Annotated in this window: 14 protein-coding genes; 5 read left to right on the top strand and 9 right to left on the bottom strand. The window is 70.9% G+C overall.

Annotation, left to right across the window (positions count from 1 at the left end; genetic code table 11):
- Positions 1-131: 131 nt before the first annotated feature.
- A complete protein-coding gene (locus WME85_RS24940; RefSeq protein ID WP_437841654.1) occupies positions 132-2429 on the bottom strand; it encodes a response regulator in 2298 nt (765 codons plus the stop codon).
- A gap of 690 nt (positions 2430-3119) precedes the next feature.
- Here WME85_RS24940 and WME85_RS24935 point away from each other — a divergent pair.
- Together WME85_RS24935 and WME85_RS24930 are read left to right on the top strand one after the other, a co-directional pair.
- Positions 3120-4019: an S-adenosylmethionine decarboxylase gene (locus tag WME85_RS24935; RefSeq protein ID WP_437311930.1), complete on the top strand. Its 900-nt coding sequence runs from the start codon at positions 3120-3122 to the stop codon at positions 4017-4019.
- Positions 4020-4503: 484 nt separating this feature from the next.
- On the top strand, positions 4504-6003 hold the full coding sequence (locus WME85_RS24930; protein ID WP_437841651.1) for a serine/threonine-protein kinase: 1500 nt from the start codon (positions 4504-4506) through the stop codon (positions 6001-6003).
- A gap of 98 nt (positions 6004-6101) precedes the next feature.
- Here WME85_RS24930 and WME85_RS24925 read toward each other — a convergent pair whose 3' ends face one another.
- Complete coding sequence (locus tag WME85_RS24925) at positions 6102-6905, bottom strand: helix-turn-helix domain-containing protein (RefSeq protein WP_437841649.1); 804 nt, start codon at positions 6903-6905, stop codon at positions 6102-6104.
- Positions 6906-7101: 196 nt separating this feature from the next.
- Here WME85_RS24925 and WME85_RS24920 point away from each other — a divergent pair, with 196 nt between their 5' ends.
- Positions 7102-7500 (top strand): hypothetical protein, encoded by a 399-nt coding sequence (locus tag WME85_RS24920; RefSeq protein ID WP_437841647.1) that lies wholly within the window; start codon positions 7102-7104, stop codon positions 7498-7500.
- A gap of 17 nt (positions 7501-7517) precedes the next feature.
- On the opposite strand, the gene WME85_RS24915 is transcribed toward WME85_RS24920, so the two are convergent.
- On the bottom strand, positions 7518-8429 hold the full coding sequence (locus WME85_RS24915) for a LysR family transcriptional regulator (protein WP_437841644.1): 912 nt from the start codon (positions 8427-8429) through the stop codon (positions 7518-7520).
- A 204-nt stretch (positions 8430-8633) separates the two neighbouring features.
- On the opposite strand from WME85_RS24915, the gene WME85_RS24910 reads away from it, so the two are divergent.
- The gene (locus WME85_RS24910) at positions 8634-9659 is read left to right on the top strand and encodes a zinc-dependent alcohol dehydrogenase family protein (protein ID WP_437841642.1); all 1026 of its coding nucleotides are present in this window, start codon (positions 8634-8636) and stop codon (positions 9657-9659) included.
- A 30-nt stretch (positions 9660-9689) separates the two neighbouring features.
- Here WME85_RS24910 and gstA read toward each other — a convergent pair whose 3' ends face one another.
- The 6 genes from gstA to WME85_RS24880 all read right to left on the bottom strand — a co-directional run bounded on the left by gstA (position 9690) and on the right by WME85_RS24880 (position 12706).
- Positions 9690-10295 (bottom strand): glutathione transferase GstA, encoded by a 606-nt coding sequence (gstA, locus tag WME85_RS24905; protein ID WP_437311925.1) that lies wholly within the window; start codon positions 10293-10295, stop codon positions 9690-9692.
- Positions 10296-10347: 52 nt separating this feature from the next.
- Entirely contained in the window at positions 10348-10824 is a 477-nt protein-coding gene (locus WME85_RS24900; RefSeq protein ID WP_437841640.1) for a GNAT family N-acetyltransferase, read from the bottom strand.
- A gap of 30 nt (positions 10825-10854) precedes the next feature.
- On the bottom strand, positions 10855-11589 hold the full coding sequence (locus WME85_RS24895) for a Uma2 family endonuclease (RefSeq protein WP_437841638.1): 735 nt from the start codon (positions 11587-11589) through the stop codon (positions 10855-10857).
- A 216-nt stretch (positions 11590-11805) separates the two neighbouring features.
- Complete coding sequence (locus WME85_RS24890) at positions 11806-12405, bottom strand: TlpA family protein disulfide reductase (RefSeq protein ID WP_437841637.1); 600 nt, start codon at positions 12403-12405, stop codon at positions 11806-11808.
- 9 nt (positions 12406-12414) lie between these two features.
- Positions 12415-12564, bottom strand: a complete 150-nt coding sequence (locus WME85_RS24885; RefSeq protein WP_437841634.1) for a hypothetical protein — start codon at positions 12562-12564, stop codon at positions 12415-12417.
- Position 12565: 1 nt separating this feature from the next.
- Positions 12566-12706 carry a hypothetical protein gene (locus WME85_RS24880; protein WP_437841632.1) on the bottom strand — a complete coding sequence of 47 codons (141 nt, stop codon included), beginning with the start codon at positions 12704-12706 and terminating at the stop codon, positions 12566-12568.
- A gap of 1759 nt (positions 12707-14465) precedes the next feature.
- On the opposite strand from WME85_RS24880, the gene WME85_RS24875 reads away from it, so the two are divergent.
- The gene (locus WME85_RS24875; protein ID WP_437841629.1) at positions 14466-17204 is read left to right on the top strand and encodes an RICIN domain-containing protein; all 2739 of its coding nucleotides are present in this window, start codon (positions 14466-14468) and stop codon (positions 17202-17204) included.
- Positions 17205-17355: the final 151 nt, after the last annotated feature.

Below are 17355 nucleotides of genomic sequence, written 5' to 3'. Positions count from 1 at the left end.
GCCGCGCCGCGGCCGCCGGCGGCGGCCAGCCGGGACGGAGGGTGGGCTCGACTGCCATCTTCCAGCGAAAGGCCCTCTCCCTGGCGAGAGGGGGCCGTCAACGCGGGAGTCCGCGCCGCCGCGCGCCGCCCCTACGCCTCGGCGCGGTGGAGCTCCTGCACGAGCGCGGCGAGGCCAGGCGGCGAGGAAGTGAAATGGATGCGCACCACGTCCTCGGCGCGCGGGTCGAGCTCGATTACCTTCGCGTGCAGCTCGCCGCCGAGCTGCTCGGCGAGCGCGACGGACGGGTGGAGCTGGAGGTTGGTGAAGGGCGCGGGGCGCGGGTGCAGGCGCAGCACGGCGCCGAACGGCGAGAGCCCGAGGATGAAGGCGGACTGCGGCTCGCCCTCCACCCGCTTGCCGGCGAGGCGCGCGCAGACGACCGGCAGCGGCGACGAGAGCGGGAGGATCTCGACGCGCCGCTCGGGCAGGTAGAGCCGCTCGGGGTTGTCGAGGCCCAGCACCTCGTGGACCAGCACGCGGGTCGAGAACCCCTTGACGGCGAGCGCGTGGCTCTGGCCGAGCAGGAGGCCGATGCCGGCGGAGCGGCGCGTCGTGTCCGCGATGAGGATCTGGCGGCCCACGGTGCACGACTCGATGCGGGACGTCAGGTTGACCTGGGCGCCGACCACGCCGTATTTCGTGCGCGCCTCGGAGCCGATGTTGCCGACGACGACCGGGCCGGTGTTGAGCGCGATGCCCATCTGCAGCGTCGGCAGGCCCTCCGCGCTGTTCCTGTCGTTCACCGCGTCCATCGCGATCTGCATCTCGAGCGCGCAGGCGACCGCGCGGCGCGCGTCGTCGCCCGTGGCGAACGGGGCGCCGAAGAGCGCGAGGATCGCGTCGCCGATGAACTCGATGATCGTGCCGCCGCGCGCGATGATGATGCGCGCCATCTCGCCGAGGTAGCCGTTCAGGAGGCGCATGACGACCTCGGGCGGCATGTTCTCGGTCATCGTGGTGAAGCTCCGGAGGTCCGTCATCATGATGGTCACCTCGCGCTCCTCGCCGCCGAGGAGCTGGGCCTCGGGCGAGGAGAGCAGGCGGCTCACGACCTCGTCGCTCAGGTAGCGGCCGAACGTCTTGCGGATGAACTCGCTCTTGATCGACAGCTCGGCGGCGAGCTGCGAGAGCTGCTCGCGCGAGCGCTTGAGCGTGAGCTGCGTGTCCAGGCGCCCGAGCAGGATGTCGAAGTCGATCGGCTTCGTCACGTGGTCGTTGGCGCCGAGCTTGAGCGACTCCACCACGTCCTCGCTCGCGCCCCGCGTGGTCACCATGATCACGGGCAGCTCCGCCTGCGACCGGCTCTGCCGTATCGCGGAGAGCACGCCGAGGCCGCTGATGCCGGGCATGTTCACGTCGAGCAGCACGGCGTCGAAGCGCTCGCGCGCGGCCAGGCCGAGCGCGCGCGGGCCGTCCTCGGCCGCCACGGCGCGGAATCCGTTGTTCTGCAGCACCCGGCAGAGCACGTCGCGGTTGCCGCGGCTGTCGTCGACCACGAGGATCGAGCCGCGCGCGCCGCCCTCGACCTCCGCGTGGAGCGCGGGCTCCTCGTACGGGGAGGGGACCTTGACGTTCACGCTCGAGGGCGCGTCCTCCTCGCCGCTCTCCATCGCCTGGACGATGCCGAGCAGCTTGCGCGAGGCGAGCTCGATGTTGCGGATGTCCTCGATGTGCTGCGGCGCGACCTTGCCCTGCAGCGACGCCACGAGCAGGCGCGTGTAGCCGAGGATCTGGTTGATGGGCGTGTACGGGTCGTGGCCCCCGCCGTGCGGCTCGTGCAGCCGCTGCGGCTCGCGCGCCGACGGCAAGCGGGGCTGCGGCGCGGAGGCCGGCCCGCCGGGCGCGATGCGCCTGCCGGGCGACGACGCCGGCGCGTGACCGCGGCCCCCATCGTCGAGGCGCGGGGCCTCCGGCACGCGCGAGCTCGGCGGCTCGGGCGTCTGGGCGGGCAGCGTGGCGGGCGACTCCGCGTCCCAGGTGGCGAACGGGTCCTGCGAGGCGAAGCCGCTGCGCGCGGCGACCGCCGCCGCGGCCGCCGCGGGCGGGCGCTCTCGCCAGCCGCGCGCTTCCGGCGGGGGAGCGCCGCCGGGCGCGTTCGGGGCGCTCGGCCGCTCTCGCCGGATGACGCGGGCGTCGTTCGGGAAGTGGCTGCCGCGGGCCGGGGCCGGCACGTGCTGCGGAGGCGGGAGGGTGCTGCCCCCGCGGTTCGACGGCGGCGCCGGCGGCAGGCAGCTGCTGTTGTTGCGCTGCGGGTGCGGCGCGGGCGGCACGTAGCTGCCGCTGTTGTTGCTGCGCGACGGGCTCGGATCCTGCGGGGTCCCTCGCGACGGCACGGGGCTGGTCGGTGCCTTCTTGTGCGCGTCCTTGTCGGAGGGGGATCGGGTCATAGCTCCGGCGATTCTACGCCTCCGCGCGTCGGGGCGATGACGGATGACACCGCTGCTTCATTTTTTATCGCACCCTGACGCCAGATCCACGCACGTGGATTTCCTGCGCCAGCGTTCCCGCGCGCCCGGAGAGCGTCCAGAGAGCGTCCAGGTCGCCCTGGTGGACTCTTTCAGTGAGCCGGCATCCCGGATGAGAGACGATATCTCTCTAATCTCTCGCCCACCAACCCGCTTGTCGCATCGCGTCGGCCACCCGCCATGAGCGCCGGCCGTCACGCTGTCTGGACGGCGAGTATCGGGGCAAATGAAAGACTTTTTTTGAAGTCAAGCGCGTCTCGCCGCCCGCGGGTCCCCTCCGAGAGCGCCTCGCGGCGACGGGATGGAGGCCTGTCAGCGGCCAGACGCCGCCGCTGGCTGGTCGACCTCCTCCGGCGCGCCGGTCGAGCGCGGCAGTGGCAGTCGAGCGCCGGTCCGGCGAGCTCATCCCACGTGACGCGTCGACGCGGCGGGTGTAGCGGCAGCGGATCGCGGGCCCTGGTCGGGCGATAGACATGCTTGTCCCCGGCTTCCCCACCTGATCATCGGGGGACGCACATGCGTGACGCGAAGGAGAGGCAGCTCGCCAAATTTCTCCGATCGCGCCCGCCCCGTGTGGAGTAGCATCGCTCAACTCGTCGACGAAGGGGCAACATGCATAAGGCACGCAAGAACCTCACCCATTTCACGATGGACGGCTTCCACGGCTTCAGGAGCCGTTTTGATGACGTGAAGCTGGCTCAGGAGCTCCTGGAGGAGGTGCCTGGCGTGCTCCGGCTCAAGCCGGTGATGCCTCCGTTCATCCTCCCCTACTACAACGGCGTGGTGGCCGAGGACTGCGGCATCAGCGCGTTCGTGCTGCTGCTCGGCGGGCACCTCACCATCCACACCTTCAGCTTCCGCGAGTGCTTCTTCGCCGATCTCGTGTACCCGGGGGCTTTCGATCCCCAGAAGGTCCAGATGATGCTCCAGACGACGCTCCCGTGCCGCAGCGTGTTCACGCAGACGGTCGATCGGGGCGAGGGCGGAGATCTCCAGGAGCGCCGGGGGCACGAGGTGGTGAGCCCGGAGGCGGACTTCGGGCCTCACCTCTTCCTGCAGTTCAGCCCGTACCGCGGGCCCACCTCGCTCGACGCGCTGTTCGACATCTTCGATCACCTGCCCGCGAAGATCGGGATGACCCCGATCATGCGCCCGTTCGTGGTGAAGACGGCGACGAAGGAGGGCGCGCCGGTGATCAGCGCCATGGTGATGATCGCGGAGTCGCACATCACGCTGCACATCTTCCCCGACAGCGACGAGGCGTTCTTCGATCTCTTCAGCTGCAAGTTCTTCGACGTGGAGCCGGTCGTGCGCGTGCTCGCCGAGCAGTTCGGCGGCAACGTGACCGAGCAGGTGCTCGTCCCGCGCGGCCAGCGCTACCTGCAGCTCCGGACCGAGCGCCCGCACGTGATGAGCCACGTGAACCAGTGGCTCGCGGCCTCGCACCCCGGCGTCTACGCGCGGATGCCCGGCGACGGCGGCCCGCTCGGGCCGAAGAACTCGAAGGGCTGACGTCAGCCTGCCCGCGCGCCGCCAAAGCCGCGACAGGCGCTGTCCCGCGCCGCGGCCTCGCCGGCGGCGCCGCGGCCCCCTCACAGAGTGCGGTAGTTCGACCGGGTGTACTCGTCCTGCCACCGGGCGCGGCGCGGCGACTCCAATGCTCATGCTGTCTGGCCTCGCGCGCCGCGACCGCGGGGCGCAATGTGGCCTCGGCAGTCCACCGGTGCGCGCCTGTGTGCTTGTTCGGCGCGCTCCCTGTGCGCTCATTTGCCGACACCAGCGCCTCCTCGACGTCCGTCCGTGGCGATGACCCCGGTTGAAATGGCTTGAAATCGACGCGGTCCTGCGCGGTCGTGGCGATGGAGACTCGCGCGGAACAACGCGTGTTTCTCTTGCGGAGACAATGGAGGCGGCGTAGTGATCTATTGACGCGAGTGTTCGGCTGGAGCTGACAGACACACCGGCTCGGGCCTCTTCAAGAAGGAGTAGCAGAGGTATGCCCCTGCACACCGGCCAGATGGTGACCCCGGCGCTGAGGCTCGTCCGCATTCTCCGGCGGGGCGGGATGGGGAGCATCTGGGTCGCGGATCGCCTCTCGCTCAAGGCGCAGGTGGCCGTGAAGTTCATGTCGCCCGAGCTCGCGGAGGACCCGGGGTACGTGGAGCGGTTCCGGCGCGAGGCGGTCGCGGCGGCGCAGATCACGAGCCCGCACGTCGCGCAGGTCCTCGATCATGGGCTGACGTCGGAGGGCATGCCGTACATCGCGATGGAGCTGCTCCGCGGCGAGGACCTCAGGGCGCGCATCCGCCGCCTCGGCCCGCTGCCGCTCCCCGAGGTGGCCCGCATCGTGACGCAGACGGCCAAGGCGCTCGGGCAGGCGCACCGGCTCGGCATCGTCCACCGCGATATCAAGCCGGACAACCTGTTCCTGACCGAGGTGGACGGGGAGACCTTCGTCAAGGTGCTCGACTTCGGCATCGCCAAGCGAGCCCGGGACCTCCGCGTCACCACGACGGGGAACGTCGTCGGGACGCCGCTCTACATGAGCCCGGAGCAGCTCATCAGCGCGAAGGACCTCGATTTCCGGGCGGATCTCTGGTCGCTCGGCGTCGTCGCCTACCACGCGATCACCGGGCAGGTCCCGTTCTTCGCCGAGTCGATCGTGGCGCTCACGCTCGTCGTGCACGCCGGCCGGTTCAAGCCGCCGAGCGCGCTCCGGCCCGACGCGCCGCCCGCCCTCGACGACTGGATGCGCCGGGCCCTCCAGCTGGACCCGAGCGCGCGCTTCGGGTCCGCCAGGGAGATGGCCGACGCGCTGGATCGGGCGCTGTCGCCGCGCCGGCGGAGCGGGGGCGCGCCGGCCCTGGACACCACCCAGGCGCCGGGCCTGGCCGCCGCCCAGGTCACGGGCGCGGAGAGCCTGGTCGAGGAGCGGGGCGCGAGCTCGCAGGACGGCGTGATCACCCGGCGCCACCCCGCGCCCGCGCCCGCGTCGATGGCGCTGGCCGACACGGATCCCTGCGAGGGCGACGCCACGGCCGAGCGCACGACGACGGTGATGATGACGATGTCGAGCCGCAAGAAGCGGCCTTCGGCGCGGCTCGCCACGGTCGCTCTCCTCGGCGCCGCGCTCGCCGGCGCGGGCATCTTCCTCGGCGTCCGGTACACAGCGACGACGGCCGACGGCGCCGCGCTCGCGGCCGTCGCCGCCCGCGGCGCCGCGCTGCCGGGCACGACCGAGGCGACGCTCCTCGCCAGCGTCGTGGAGGCGCCGCGGCCGCTGCTCGCGCCGGAGCCGCCGGAGCCTGTCCGGGCCGCGGCGGCGCCGCCCGAGGAGCCCGCGAAGACGAGCGAGACGGCGCGGCCGGTGTCGAAGAAGAAGCCGGCCGCGCGCCCGTCGCGGTCCCCCGCGCGCGGCAAGCCGACGCCGTCGGCCGGGCGGCTCACCCGGCGCATCAAGCCGTTCCCCCGCAACGACATCGCCATGCACAGGTAGCTCGCGCGCCCAGGCGGAGCAGGGCCCGGCGTCGTCTACCCGCGCGGCGCGCGTCAATGCTGGATCAAGAATGATCCACGATTGGAAAGACCATTTCCTCAGCGCTGCGCCGTCGCGCGCAGCGCCTCGGCGGTCGGCTGATCCGCGGGGAAGAACGACTCGACGGCGAGCTCGGACAGGGTGACGTCGACCGGCGTGCCGAAGACCATCGTCGTGCTGAGGAAGCTCAGGGTGCGGTCCTGGAGCCGGAGCCTGAGCGGCACGGCGATGGCGGCGGGGCTCGGCCCGCGTGCGGGCTCCGGGCGCCGCGAGCCTTCCGGCACCGGGTAGCTTCCGAGCTCCTCGAGGAGCTTCACGAGGACTGGATCGGCGCTCACCTCGATCTGGCGGCGGAGGCGCGCGAGCAGGTGCGCGCGCCACTCGGGGGCGTTCTCGATGCGCGGCGCCAGGCCCTGGGGGTGCAGGCTCAGGCGCAGCACGTTGACCGGCGGGCGGAGGAGGGCGGGGTCGGCGCCGGCCAGGAGGGGGCCGACGGCGCTGTTCGCGGCGACGAGGGTCCAGTGCCGGTCGACGGCGAGCGCCGGATACGGCTCGTGCCCGGCGAGCACGAGGTCCACCGCCTTGCGCGCCGCCGCGAGCGCGGGATCGTCGAGGCTGCGCTCGGGGTAGAGCGGCGCATACCCCGCCGCCACGAGGAGCTGGTTGCGGTCGCGCAAAGGCACGTCGAGGCGCTCCGCCAGGTGGAGCACCATGTCGCGGCTCGGCTGCGCGCGGCCCGTCTCCAGGAAGCTCAGGTGGCGCGTCGAGATGTCTGCCTCGCAGGCGAGATCGAGCTGGCTCAGGCGGCGGCGCTGGCGCCACTCGCGCAGGAGGCCGCCGATCGGTGGGTGTGAGCTCATCATCGCGAGCCGACCGTAGCACGCCAGGAAAGACGCCCCATTACCTGGGAGGTAATCGCCTCCATGCGCGGGGCCACCCATGGTGGGCATGCGTCAGGGGCGCTGCGGAGAGCCGGCGCGGTGCGCGCGTCGGCTCTCTCGATCTGGTCCCGTCCACCCAGGGGCGATGAGCCCGGGATTGCAACGAAAGGAGCCCATCATGTCGTTCATGACCTCTCCCCATTTCCTTCGCCGTGCCCTCCTCGCCGACGCGATCGTCAGCGGCGCGACTGGCCTGCTGATGCTCGCGGGCGCGGCGCACCTCGCGGGCTTCGTCGGCCTGCCGGAGGCGCTGCTCCGGTGGTCCGGGGCGAGCCTGCTCCCGTTCGCGGCGATCGTGGCGTGGCTCGGCGCGCGCGAGCGGCCGGCGCGGGCCGCCGTCGTCGGCGTCGTCGTCGCGAACGCGCTCTGGGTGATCGACAGCGTGCTCCTCCTGGCGCTCGGCTGGGTCGAGCCGACGGCGCTCGGCTACGCCTTCGTCCTGGCGCAGGCGCTCGTCGTCGCGCTCTTCGCCGAGGCGCAGGCGCTCGGGCTGCGCCGGGCGCGGGCGGCCGCCTGATCGACGCGGCGCCGTCGTCATGGGGCCCGCCGCGCCTTCTTGCGGCGGGCCTCGAAGAGCTCGGCGAGGAAGTCGACGAAGACGCGCGCGCGCGGCAGGAGGTGGCGGCTCCTCGGGTAGAGCGCGTGAACCGGGTACGTCACGCTCGGCTCGCGCAGCTGCACGGCCTCGAGCTCGCCGCGGGCGAGCGCCTCCTCGACGTGGAAGTCGAACGAGTAGACGAGCCCGAGCCCGGCGGTCGCGCCGGTCAGCAGGAGATCCGCGTCGTTCGTGTGGAAGCGCGCCTCGACGGCGGCGGCTGGCAGCAGCTGGCCGTCGACGAAGCGGTACGGCGTCGGGCGCCCGTCCTGGAGGAAGCCGAGGCACGCGTGGCGCGCGAGATCCTCGAGGCTCCTGGGCCGGCCGTGCCGGCGGAAGTACGCCGGTGAGCCGCAGATCATGGTGCGGATCTCGCCGACGCGCCGCGCGACGAGCGTCGAGTCGCGGAGCGGACCGAGCCGCACCGCGACGTCGACGCCCTCCGCGACAGGGTCGATGAACTGGTCGCGCAGCGTCAGCTCGAGGCGGATCTTCGGGTAGCGGCGGAGGAAGTCCGCGATCCTCGGCCCGAGCAGGGTCCGGCCCAGCACGACGGCGGCGTCGACGCGGAGCGCGCCCGCCGGGGCCGTGCGCGTGCCCTTGAGCGTCTCCGTCGCGGCCCGGTACTCCTCGACGATGCGCGCGCCCCGGTCGAGGAACGCGGCGCCGTCCTCGGTCAGCCGGAGCGAGCGCGTCGTGCGCGCGAGCAGCTGCACGCCGAGCTCGTCCTCGAGGCGCGCGATGCGGCGGCTGACCGCCGACGCCGTGACGCCGAGGCGCTTGGCCCCGGCGGCGAAGCTGCCCGCCTGCACCGTCGTCACGAAGAACTCGATGCTCGTCAGCGTGTCCATCGCGATTCATTCTACTCTGGAACGAGAGAAGTGTCGCAGGCGCCTCTAACGCACGGTCTGGAATGAATTAACCTCCTCTCAGGTGCTCGCCGGAGCCGCGAGCGCACCGAAGGAAGGCCGCGAGGCGCGGAGCGCGCCGGCAAGACGGCCAGTTCCCCCGCGACGCCCCCGGCGCCGCGGCGGGGGAGAGCAAAGGAGCGTGCGATGGAAAAGCGAATGAAAGCGTGGGTCCTGCAGGGCGGGTTCGGGACCTCTCACCTGCGCCCGGTCGAGCTGCCCGTCCCGGAGCCGAAGCGCGGACAGGTCCTCGTCCGGGTCCGCGCGGCGTCCGTCAATTACCGGGACCTGATGGTCATCGATGGCAAGTTCGATCCCTCCCTCGCGATGCCGCTGGTGCCGCTCTCTGACGGGGCGGGGGAGGTGGTCGCCGCCGGCGAGGAGGCGCGCCGGCTGCGCGTCGGCGATCGGGTGGCCACGTTGTTCCAGCAGAAGTGGCTCGGCGGGCGCCCGACGCCCCGGACGACGATCGAGTCAGCCCTGGGTCATCCGAGGCCGGGGGTGCTGGCCGAGTACATCGTGCTCGACGAGGACGGCCTGGTCGTCCTCCCGCCGTCGCTCACCTACGACGAGGGCTCGACGCTGCCGATCGCCGCGGTGACCGCGTGGCAGGCGCTCCAGGTCGACGCCCCGGTGCGGCCGGGCGATACGGTCCTCGTCCTCGGGACCGGCGGGGTCGCCGTGTTCGCCGTGCAGCTGGCGCGGGCGTCCGGCGCGCGCGTGATCGTCGCGTCGAGCAGCGACGAGAAGCTCGCCCGGGCCCGCGAGCTCGGCGCGACCGACCTCATCAACTACCGGTCGACCCCGGACTGGGACGCGCGCGCGCTCGAGCTGACGGGCGGCGTGGGCGTCGATCTCGTCGTGGACATCGCGGGCGGCGATCTGCGGCGCTCGGTCCGCGCGCTGCGCAACGGCGGTCAGGTGAGCCTCGTCGGCCTGCTCGCCGGCGCCTCGGCGGCGCTCGACGTGGTGCCGATGCTGGTGAAGCGCGCCCGCGTCCAGGGCATCAGCGTGGGCAGCCGCGACATGTTCGAGGACATGCTGCGCGCGGTGGCGCACCACCGCATCAGGCCGGTGATCCACCGCGTCTACCCGTTCGAGGCCGCGCCGGAGGCGATCGAGGCGCAGCGGCGGGGCGAGCACGTGGGCAAGCTCGTGATCTCGATCCCCTGAGCTCCCCGCCTGATGCGAGGGCCTGGCGGCCTATTTGCCCTGCTCTGCCGCCAGGGCGGCCTGGACGGCAGGGCGGGCGCCGACGCGCTCCTTGTACCGGGCGAGGGCAGGCCAGGGGCCGAGATCGATCCCCGCGAACTTGGTCCAGGTGAGCACGGTGAAGAGGTAGGCGTCCGCCACCGTGAACTGCTCGCCCATCAGGTACGGCGCGCCCTCGAGGCGCGGCGCCACGTGATCGAAGCGGCGGCCCACGTACTCCCTGGCGGCGGTCTTCTGCTCCTCCGGGGTCCTCGGCTTGAACAGGGGGGTGAACTGCTTGTGCAGCTCGGTGCTGATGAAGTTCAGCCACTCCTGCAGCCGGTAGCGGCCGAGCGTGCCGGCCGGGGGCGCGAGCCCGGATTCAGGCTTCTTGTCGGCGATGTACTGGACGATCGCCGGACCCTCGGTGAGCACCTCGCCGCCCTCGATCTCGAGCGCGGGGACATAGCCCTTGGGGTTGATCTGGGTGAAATCGGCGCCCGACTTCGTCTTCTTCGTGCCGAGGTGGACCTGCTCGAGGTCGAACTCGAGGCCCGCCTCCCGCAGCACGATGTGAGGGGAGAGCGAACAGGCACCGGGGCTGAAATAGAGCTTCATCGTGATCTCCAGGGCTTTCGGGGACACACCTTCTCCGAGCGCCGGGCGTCCGTCAAGCGTCGCTCAGCGGGTCGGCGTAGACCCCTGGCGTGGAGCCGGGGATGAGCGTCGCGCCGACCGTGCGCGCATAGAACTCGACCGGCCCGACGCCGCCGATGATGCCATATGCATACCCCAGCTCCGCGAGGCCGTGCAGCGAGGCGAGGAGCAGCGCCTTGCCGACCCCCTTGCCGCGCTCGCTGTCGGCGACGCCGGTCGGACCGAAGAAGCCGCGGCGGGTACACTCGTGGGCGGAGAAGCCGATCACCTCGCCTCCGCGGATCGCCAGGTGGACGCTGACAGGCTTGTTCGCGTATCCCACGCTGATCTCGTCGGCCCACGCCGTCGTGAAGTGCCGCTCGACGAACCGCCGGACAGGCGTGATCTCGTACGGCGCCGCGCGCCGCACCACGACGGAGGCCCGCCGCATCTGCTCGATCACGGGGGCGAGCGGCGGGAGGTTGAGCAGGTTGACGAGCATGTCGGCCATGGGTCCTCCTGACCAGCGGGGAGCGGAGCGCTACTTCAGCGTTTCGGGATCGACGCCGAGCTCCCGGAGCCTCTCCGCCAGCCGCCTTGCCCGCTGCTCGGCGGACTCGGCCCGCTGCTCGGCGGACTCGGCCCGCTGCTCGGCGGACTCGGCCCGCTGGGCGAGCTCCTTGCCGGCCGGAACGAGCTCTCCCTCGGGGGTGAAGAAGCGGAGCTGCCCCCCCTCGACGCCCAGGAAGAGCTCGAGCTGCGCGCTCCAGAGGCGGCCGGAGGCGTCGGGGGTGAGCGGCTCATACTGCCCGTCGACCAGGTGAAAGCCCGAGAGCTCGAGCGTCTCTGGATGGAACCAGAAGTAGTCCGGCGTCCGGAAGACGTCCTGATAGACCTGCTTCTTGATGCCGCGATCTTTGTCCTCGGTGCTCTCCGAGAGCACCTCCACGATCACGTTCGGGTACCGGCCGTCCTCCTCCCAGACGGCCCAGCTCTTGCGCGGCCTCCGCTCGGTGCCGAGGACGACGAAGAAATCGGGACCCCGGAAATGCTCGGACTTGAGCTGACGAGGGCTGAAGTAGATCGTCAGATTGCCCGCCGCGAAGAAGTCAGTCCGGTCCTTCCAGAAGAGCTCCAGGCTCTCGAGCAGCAGGAGCAGCTGGACGAGGTGCTGGTAGCTCTCCATGGGGGGCTCGTTGCTGTACAGATCGCCCGGCGGCGCGACGACGCTCGGGTCGACGATCTCCGCCGGCATCGCGAAGGCGAGGGACGTCATGCCTCCAGCCTGCCTGAGGATGTAGAGCTCAGCAAGGTCCGTGGCGCACCTGGACAGCTCCGACAAGGCTTACGGATCCCGGCAGCGTTCATTTCGAGATCCAGCGAGCCGGCCAGGCGCCCGGCGTGCGTCCGGCCTCGCTAACGCGGCGTTTGTCGACACCGCACACCGCACGCCGCACGCCGCACGCCGCCTCTCGCCGCCCCGCAGCGCCGTTCAGCGCGGCGGCGGCGCGCCCGGCTCGCCGGGACCCGACCACGCCCGTGCAGTCAAGAGCAGCCTCGCTTCGGGCGCGCTCCAGTCGCGCGCGCCCGTGAACCGGAGCGCCATGCTGCCGTCCGGGCGCACGAGGAACGTGTCGGGCAGCGCCGACACCCCGAGCCGCCGCGCGAGCGCGGGCGAGCCGGCCCGCACGACCTCGGGCGGCACCTCGCCGTCGAAGAAGGCGCGCACGACGTCCCAGCTCTCGTCGACGCTGACGGCCACGAGCTTCAGCTTTCCGTCGCGCTGGAGCTCCCGGCCGAGATCGAGCAGGGCGGGGAGCTCGGCGCGGCACGGCCCGCACCAGGTCGCCCAGACGTGGAGCAGCACGACCTGGCCGCGCAGCGCGCTCAGGCGCAGCTCGCTCCCGTCTTGCCGCGCGAGGACCTCGTCCGGCGCGGGCTCGGCGCCGGAGAGCTGCTCGTGCGCGAAGGGAAGCCCGGGCCGCTCCGCCTGGCGGCGGTGCTCCACGGCCCAGTAGAGGCCGACGGCGAGCGCCTGGAGGAGCATCAGGACGCCGGCGGCGCCGCCGAACGCGCGGAGGCGAGCGTTCACGCGCACGGCCTACTCCGCGGCCGGCGGCAGCGCCGCAGCTGCGCGCGGCGGGGCCCCGGCGGAGATGCTGAACGGCAGGCCGCGCAGCCAGAGCGCGACGATCCCGCCGACCGCGGCGAACGCGACGCCGGCGTGGGCGGCGTGGGTGCGGCCGGCCATGTCAGCTGCCCTTCAGCGGTCTCACGATCTTCAGGTCGGGGCTGCACTTCAGGCACTGCGGCTCGGGCGCGGCCTTCTCCGCGCTCGGCGCTTCCCTGGAGCACGCCGCGCCGCCGAGGGCGAGAGCGCAGAGGGCGAGCAAGATGAGCGCTCGGCGAGCAGCAGCAGGCGCTCCATGGCGGAGGGCCGGGACAGGACAGGCACGCTGCGGGAGACGGGGATTCCGGCGACCCGCGCGGCGCAGCACCCCGAGGCGCAGTGCAGGGGACAATCGCAGCCGTCCTCGTCGTCCGGGCACGACTCCTCGCAGCCGTCCAGGACCACGAACGCGTACGCCGCCGCCGACTGGCTCGCGACGAAGGCGAGCACCAGCGCCGAGAGCAGACGGACGACCTGCCGGGCCCATCTGGACGGGGAGCGCTGCCTTCGACGCCGGAGCACGTGCGGGCGGAGCGTACCACGAGCCCTCGAGAGCGCGAGCGCCGCCCGCGCGGCCTCCGCGACCTTCCGTCCAGTAAGCCGAGCGCATGCGGGCTGGGCTCCTGTTCCTCGTCGGCCCCTGGCGGACGAAGGGCAGGGGCTGAACCATCGCGCTCCGCCGCTCTCCCGGAGCTCTCCGGCGCACGTGGCTCTTGACGCTTCGAGCTCGACAGCGAGGGAATCCTGGCGCCGTCCACGACGCGTGGCTCCAGGAGAAAGAGCGACTTGCTCGGTCTTCCGGACAAGGCTGCTGAACGCCTCACCACCGGACATACGGTCTTCGGCTCCTCTCGAATGCGCCGCAGTCGACGCGCTCGCCCGGGCAGCGGGCGTGCTCGACAGCCACAGCCAGGCTGCTGCGTCCACGACCCGACGAGCTGCTGTCCGACGCAAGGGCAAGGTGGCCGACGCCGGCGTGCCCTGAACGAGGCGGGCGTCGGGTGGATCGGCGACCTCGAGGGGCGCGCATCTGCGCACCCCATCATACACCGTCTCTTGTCTTGCCCCGGATCGATGCCGCCCGCGCCCAGCTTCGCGGCCGTGCGATCAAACGTTGATCGCGTGATCAGATCGCCCTCTCTCGGGAATTACCACTAATGACCCTTGGATCTCGAACGGCTCCGTTCACCTGGACGGGATCGACGGTCGATCAGCGCGAGCTGCAGACGCCAGCGCGAGCTTCAAGCGGCCCGGCCCATCCGGATGGCCGGGCCGACGCAGAGCAGGAGCCCGGCTCGAGAAAGTCCGACAATGATGGGGAGGGCGCCAAGAGCTCTGGCAGCCCTGGATATCTGCAGGCATCGGCGAAATTGAGTACCTGGTCATCGGTTGATCCAGCGAGTGCCTGGTCATCGGTTGATCCAGCGAGTGCCTGGTCATCGGTTGATCCAGCGAGTGCCTGCGCGTATCGATCCAGGCATAGGAGCCCGAATTCCCGCACGAATGGGCGCGCGTGGGGACCTGGCAGAGACCTGGTCATCAATTGATCCATCGAGTGCAAGCGTGTATTAATTCAGGCCAACCTTAACCAGTTTAGCCGCTGTCGCGACAAGGCCCGGTCGGGAGCCGGCCGGGAACCGGATCATGTCGGATGCCGCGCTGCCCACCGTCGCCGCCGCAACTGCCATTGTCGTGACTCCGGAATAGTCAGGTCGTCTCGCAAAAACTCGCAAAACAAACGATCGTCTTGACTCACAACCTGATATCGAACAAGAATCATCCTCTTCGCAGTGCCTGACCCACACGGAACGAGCCGACCCGCTCCGCGCACCGCGTGATCGAGATTCACTCCAGGATGATGGCCGTCGCGGTCATCCCTCGGAGGCCTTCCGCGCGCGGCGAGCGCCCCGATCATCGCAAGGGCAGCGTCGAGCTGTAAACAGATCGGTTTTTTACTTACTCATTGTAATGAGGGGAGTCCTATGAGATTCGCATCCAGGCGTGTCTTGCTTGCCGCCGCGACGGGTCTTCTCGCCGTCTCATGCGTCGCCGGTGAGATTTCCGACAGCGAGGATGGAGACGCGCTCGACGGCGCCATCACCATCGACCCGAGCGCGGTCTATACGATCGTCGGCCGACAGAGCAACAAGTGCGTGGAGATCCGGGGCGGGAGCACGGCGGGCTCGGCGGCCGCGCAGATCGCCAGCTGCGTCACCGGCGCGACGAGACAGCAGTTCCGGGCGGAGTCCGCCGGAGGCGGATACTTCCGGCTGAAGAACGTGAACAGCGGCCTCTGTCTCGGGGTCAACGGGTCGTCGACAGCGAACGGCGCCACCATCGTCCAGTCCACCTGCGGCACTGGCACGAACCAGCAATTCCAGTTCGCCGATGTCGCCTCCGACGTTCAGCGGATCAACATCCGCAGCAGCGGCAAGGTGCTCGACGTCACGGGCCGGTCGACGGCGGACGGCGCCGGCCTCCAGCAGTACAGCTGGGCGAACGGCGATAATCAGAAGTTCTCGCTCAGGGCCGTGGGGGGTACGTCGAGCTCGAGCTCGACGTCCACGTCGACCTCCACCTCGAGCTCGACGTCGAGCTCGACCACCGGCGCTGGCGGCGCTGGCGGCGCCGGCGGCGCGGGTGGCGCTGGCGGGACGGGCGGCACCGGCGGCACCGGCGGGACGGGCGGCACCGGCGGCACCGGCGGCACCGGCGGCGGCCCCGTCGGCTCTGGCGACGTGGGGGTCAAGCCGGCGGCAGGGTGCGGGCTCGGCTATAGCCAGCTCCCGAACGGCAAGGGCGGCTACAACGTCGAGCCCGTCTGCCTCCCGAGCGACTTCAACATGACGACGTCACTGGATGCTTTCAAGACGACGGTCTACCCGCTGTTGACGGCCAACTGCTCGGGCTGCCACAGCTCGACGGGCAAGGCCCAGGCGCCCATGCACTCCGACGTCGATCCGGCGCTGGCCCACGAGTACGCGCTCACGCGCGTGAACTTCAAGAAGCCGGCGGACTCCAAGCTCGTCGTCCGGATGGGCATCGACAGGCACAACTGCTTCGGGCGCGACTGCAAGGACGCGAACACGCAGATGCTCAATGCCGTCACGGCCTGGGCGAACGCCGTCGCGCCGACCCTGCCGGCGACCCCGCGCCCCGTCGCTGCGAGCGAGAAGGTCACCGAGGAGCAGGTCAGGTCGTGGATCGCGACCAACAAGGCCACGGTCGCCGCGGCCGACGCGGAGTTCATCAAGTACGCCTCGCTGCACGAGATCCACAACAAGGGCGTCACCGCGGAGGAGATGAACGTGGCCCGCGTGGGGCTGTCCAAGGCCCTGAACTCGACCGCGCGCTGGGCTCCCACGATCGTCAACCCGGTGGACATCAACGGCAAGGGCATCGTCTACCGCTTCGATACCCGCGATTACTGGGGCTACAACAAGGGCGTCACGAAGCTCCACTTCGGCGGGTCGGACGACGACGTCTTCTTCGGGAGGACCAGCGTCAACTACCTCGGCGAGCCGGTCGGCTCCGACGTCACCTTCAGGGAGCGATACAGGTACACGGCGGAGGTCCAGCGGGATCCGAGCTTCGCGAGGCTCGTCTGGGGCCGCGTCCTCGCCGGCAACGTGGAGGGCGCCACGGACGGCGGGGTGCTGCCGCCGTACGTCGACGGCTTCAAGACGGACTACATCGAGGCGAGCCAGCTCGTTTACACGCTGACCCGACCCGACGTGTACAACGCGATCATGGCGATCCCCTGGTATGCGCAGGATCTCGAGACCGAGCTCGGCGTCATCAAGGACCAGGGGATGAAGTCGTACGAGTACATGCTCACGAAGCAGGCGATCACCGTCGACTCCCGCATGTACTTCCGGGCCAGGACGAGGCGCGGCGGGTACTACTGGAAGACGTGGGACGTCTTCACCGGGCAGCTCGACGGCGGCGTGACGACGATCGAGCAGGCGTACGAGACTGGCCAGATCCGGTTCCCCTTCTGGGCGCACCCGATCCCGAAGTTCATCAGCGGGACCGGCGGCGGCACCTCGGCGAGCAACTTCAGCTTCATCGCGACCCTGGCTCAGCCGCAGGGCACGGAGCCGGCAGGGTGCGAGGGGCAGCCGAGCTACGGCGGCAGCGGGTTCTTGAACTGCCGCTATTACACCGGGACCGACGGGCTCCAGCAGTCGGCAGAGGAGGTCATCTGGGATCTGCCGAACGGCCTGCAGGGGTACTCGCTGTGGGGCGGCTTCAACCAGCGCCGCGTCGACGCCTTCGTCAACATCGTGCGTGATCCGCGCATCGCCCGGACCGCGACGGACGCGCAGATCAACAGCCTCGTGGGCTTCGCCAGCCCGGACCGCCGCCTGAACACCGGCAGCTCGTGCATCGGCTGCCACGCGGACGGCATGAACCGTGGCAACAACGATCTGCGCGACTGGCTGGACGCCGGCGGCGAGCGCCTCCCGAAGGGCGTGCACGGGGTCGACGGGTGGATCAGCGACACCACCGTCGTGAATCAGGTCAAGGAGCTGTACCCGCCCTCGACCGTGATGCGGTCGCGCATGGAGGACGACCGCCGCGTCTTCCTGGCGGCGATGGCGAAGATGAAGCAGGGCATGATCCTCGGCTCGGACAAGAACGTGTACGTGGAGCCGACGATCTGGACCATCGAGTGGGCGCAGAGCTTCTACAAGTACGCGCCGACCCGCTCGAACTGACGCGAACCCAGGCCCCGCCTGGTACAAGGGCCCCGAGCTAGCAGAAGCGAGACGCCGCGGGCGCCAGGAGACACCATCTCCTGGCGCTCGTGGCGTCCTGGCGTCGCGCGTCCCGGCGCCCGGGACAATCCCGCTCGATGGTGCGATGGTG

The sequence above is a fragment of the Sorangium sp. So ce1153 genome, assembly GCF_051521595.1.
Classification (GTDB): domain Bacteria; phylum Myxococcota_A; class Polyangia; order Polyangiales; family Polyangiaceae; genus Sorangium.
The sequence above is the reverse complement of the archived record's forward strand: the minus strand, read 5'-3'. Positions and strand labels throughout refer to the sequence as shown.

Bases quoted from the DNA above. Each gene is read 5' to 3' on its own strand.
- WME85_RS24940 (WP_437841654.1), bottom strand. From the start codon at position 2,429: ATGACCCGATCCCCCTCCGACAAGGACGCGCACAAGAAGGCACCGACC.
- WME85_RS24935 (WP_437311930.1), top strand. From the start codon at position 3,120: ATGCATAAGGCACGCAAGAACCTCACCCATTTCACGATGGACGGCTTC.
- WME85_RS24930 (WP_437841651.1), top strand. From the start codon at position 4,504: ATGCCCCTGCACACCGGCCAGATGGTGACCCCGGCGCTGAGGCTCGTC.
- WME85_RS24925 (WP_437841649.1), bottom strand. From the start codon at position 6,905: ATGATGAGCTCACACCCACCGATCGGCGGCCTCCTGCGCGAGTGGCGC.
- WME85_RS24920 (WP_437841647.1), top strand. From the start codon at position 7,102: ATGTCGTTCATGACCTCTCCCCATTTCCTTCGCCGTGCCCTCCTCGCC.
- WME85_RS24915 (WP_437841644.1), bottom strand. From the start codon at position 8,429: ATGGACACGCTGACGAGCATCGAGTTCTTCGTGACGACGGTGCAGGCG.
- WME85_RS24910 (WP_437841642.1), top strand. From the start codon at position 8,634: ATGGAAAAGCGAATGAAAGCGTGGGTCCTGCAGGGCGGGTTCGGGACC.
- gstA (WP_437311925.1), bottom strand. From the start codon at position 10,295: ATGAAGCTCTATTTCAGCCCCGGTGCCTGTTCGCTCTCCCCTCACATC.
- WME85_RS24900 (WP_437841640.1), bottom strand. From the start codon at position 10,824: ATGGCCGACATGCTCGTCAACCTGCTCAACCTCCCGCCGCTCGCCCCC.
- WME85_RS24895 (WP_437841638.1), bottom strand. From the start codon at position 11,589: ATGACGTCCCTCGCCTTCGCGATGCCGGCGGAGATCGTCGACCCGAGC.
- WME85_RS24885 (WP_437841634.1), bottom strand. From the start codon at position 12,564: ATGGCCGGCCGCACCCACGCCGCCCACGCCGGCGTCGCGTTCGCCGCG.
- WME85_RS24875 (WP_437841629.1), top strand. From the start codon at position 14,466: ATGAGATTCGCATCCAGGCGTGTCTTGCTTGCCGCCGCGACGGGTCTT.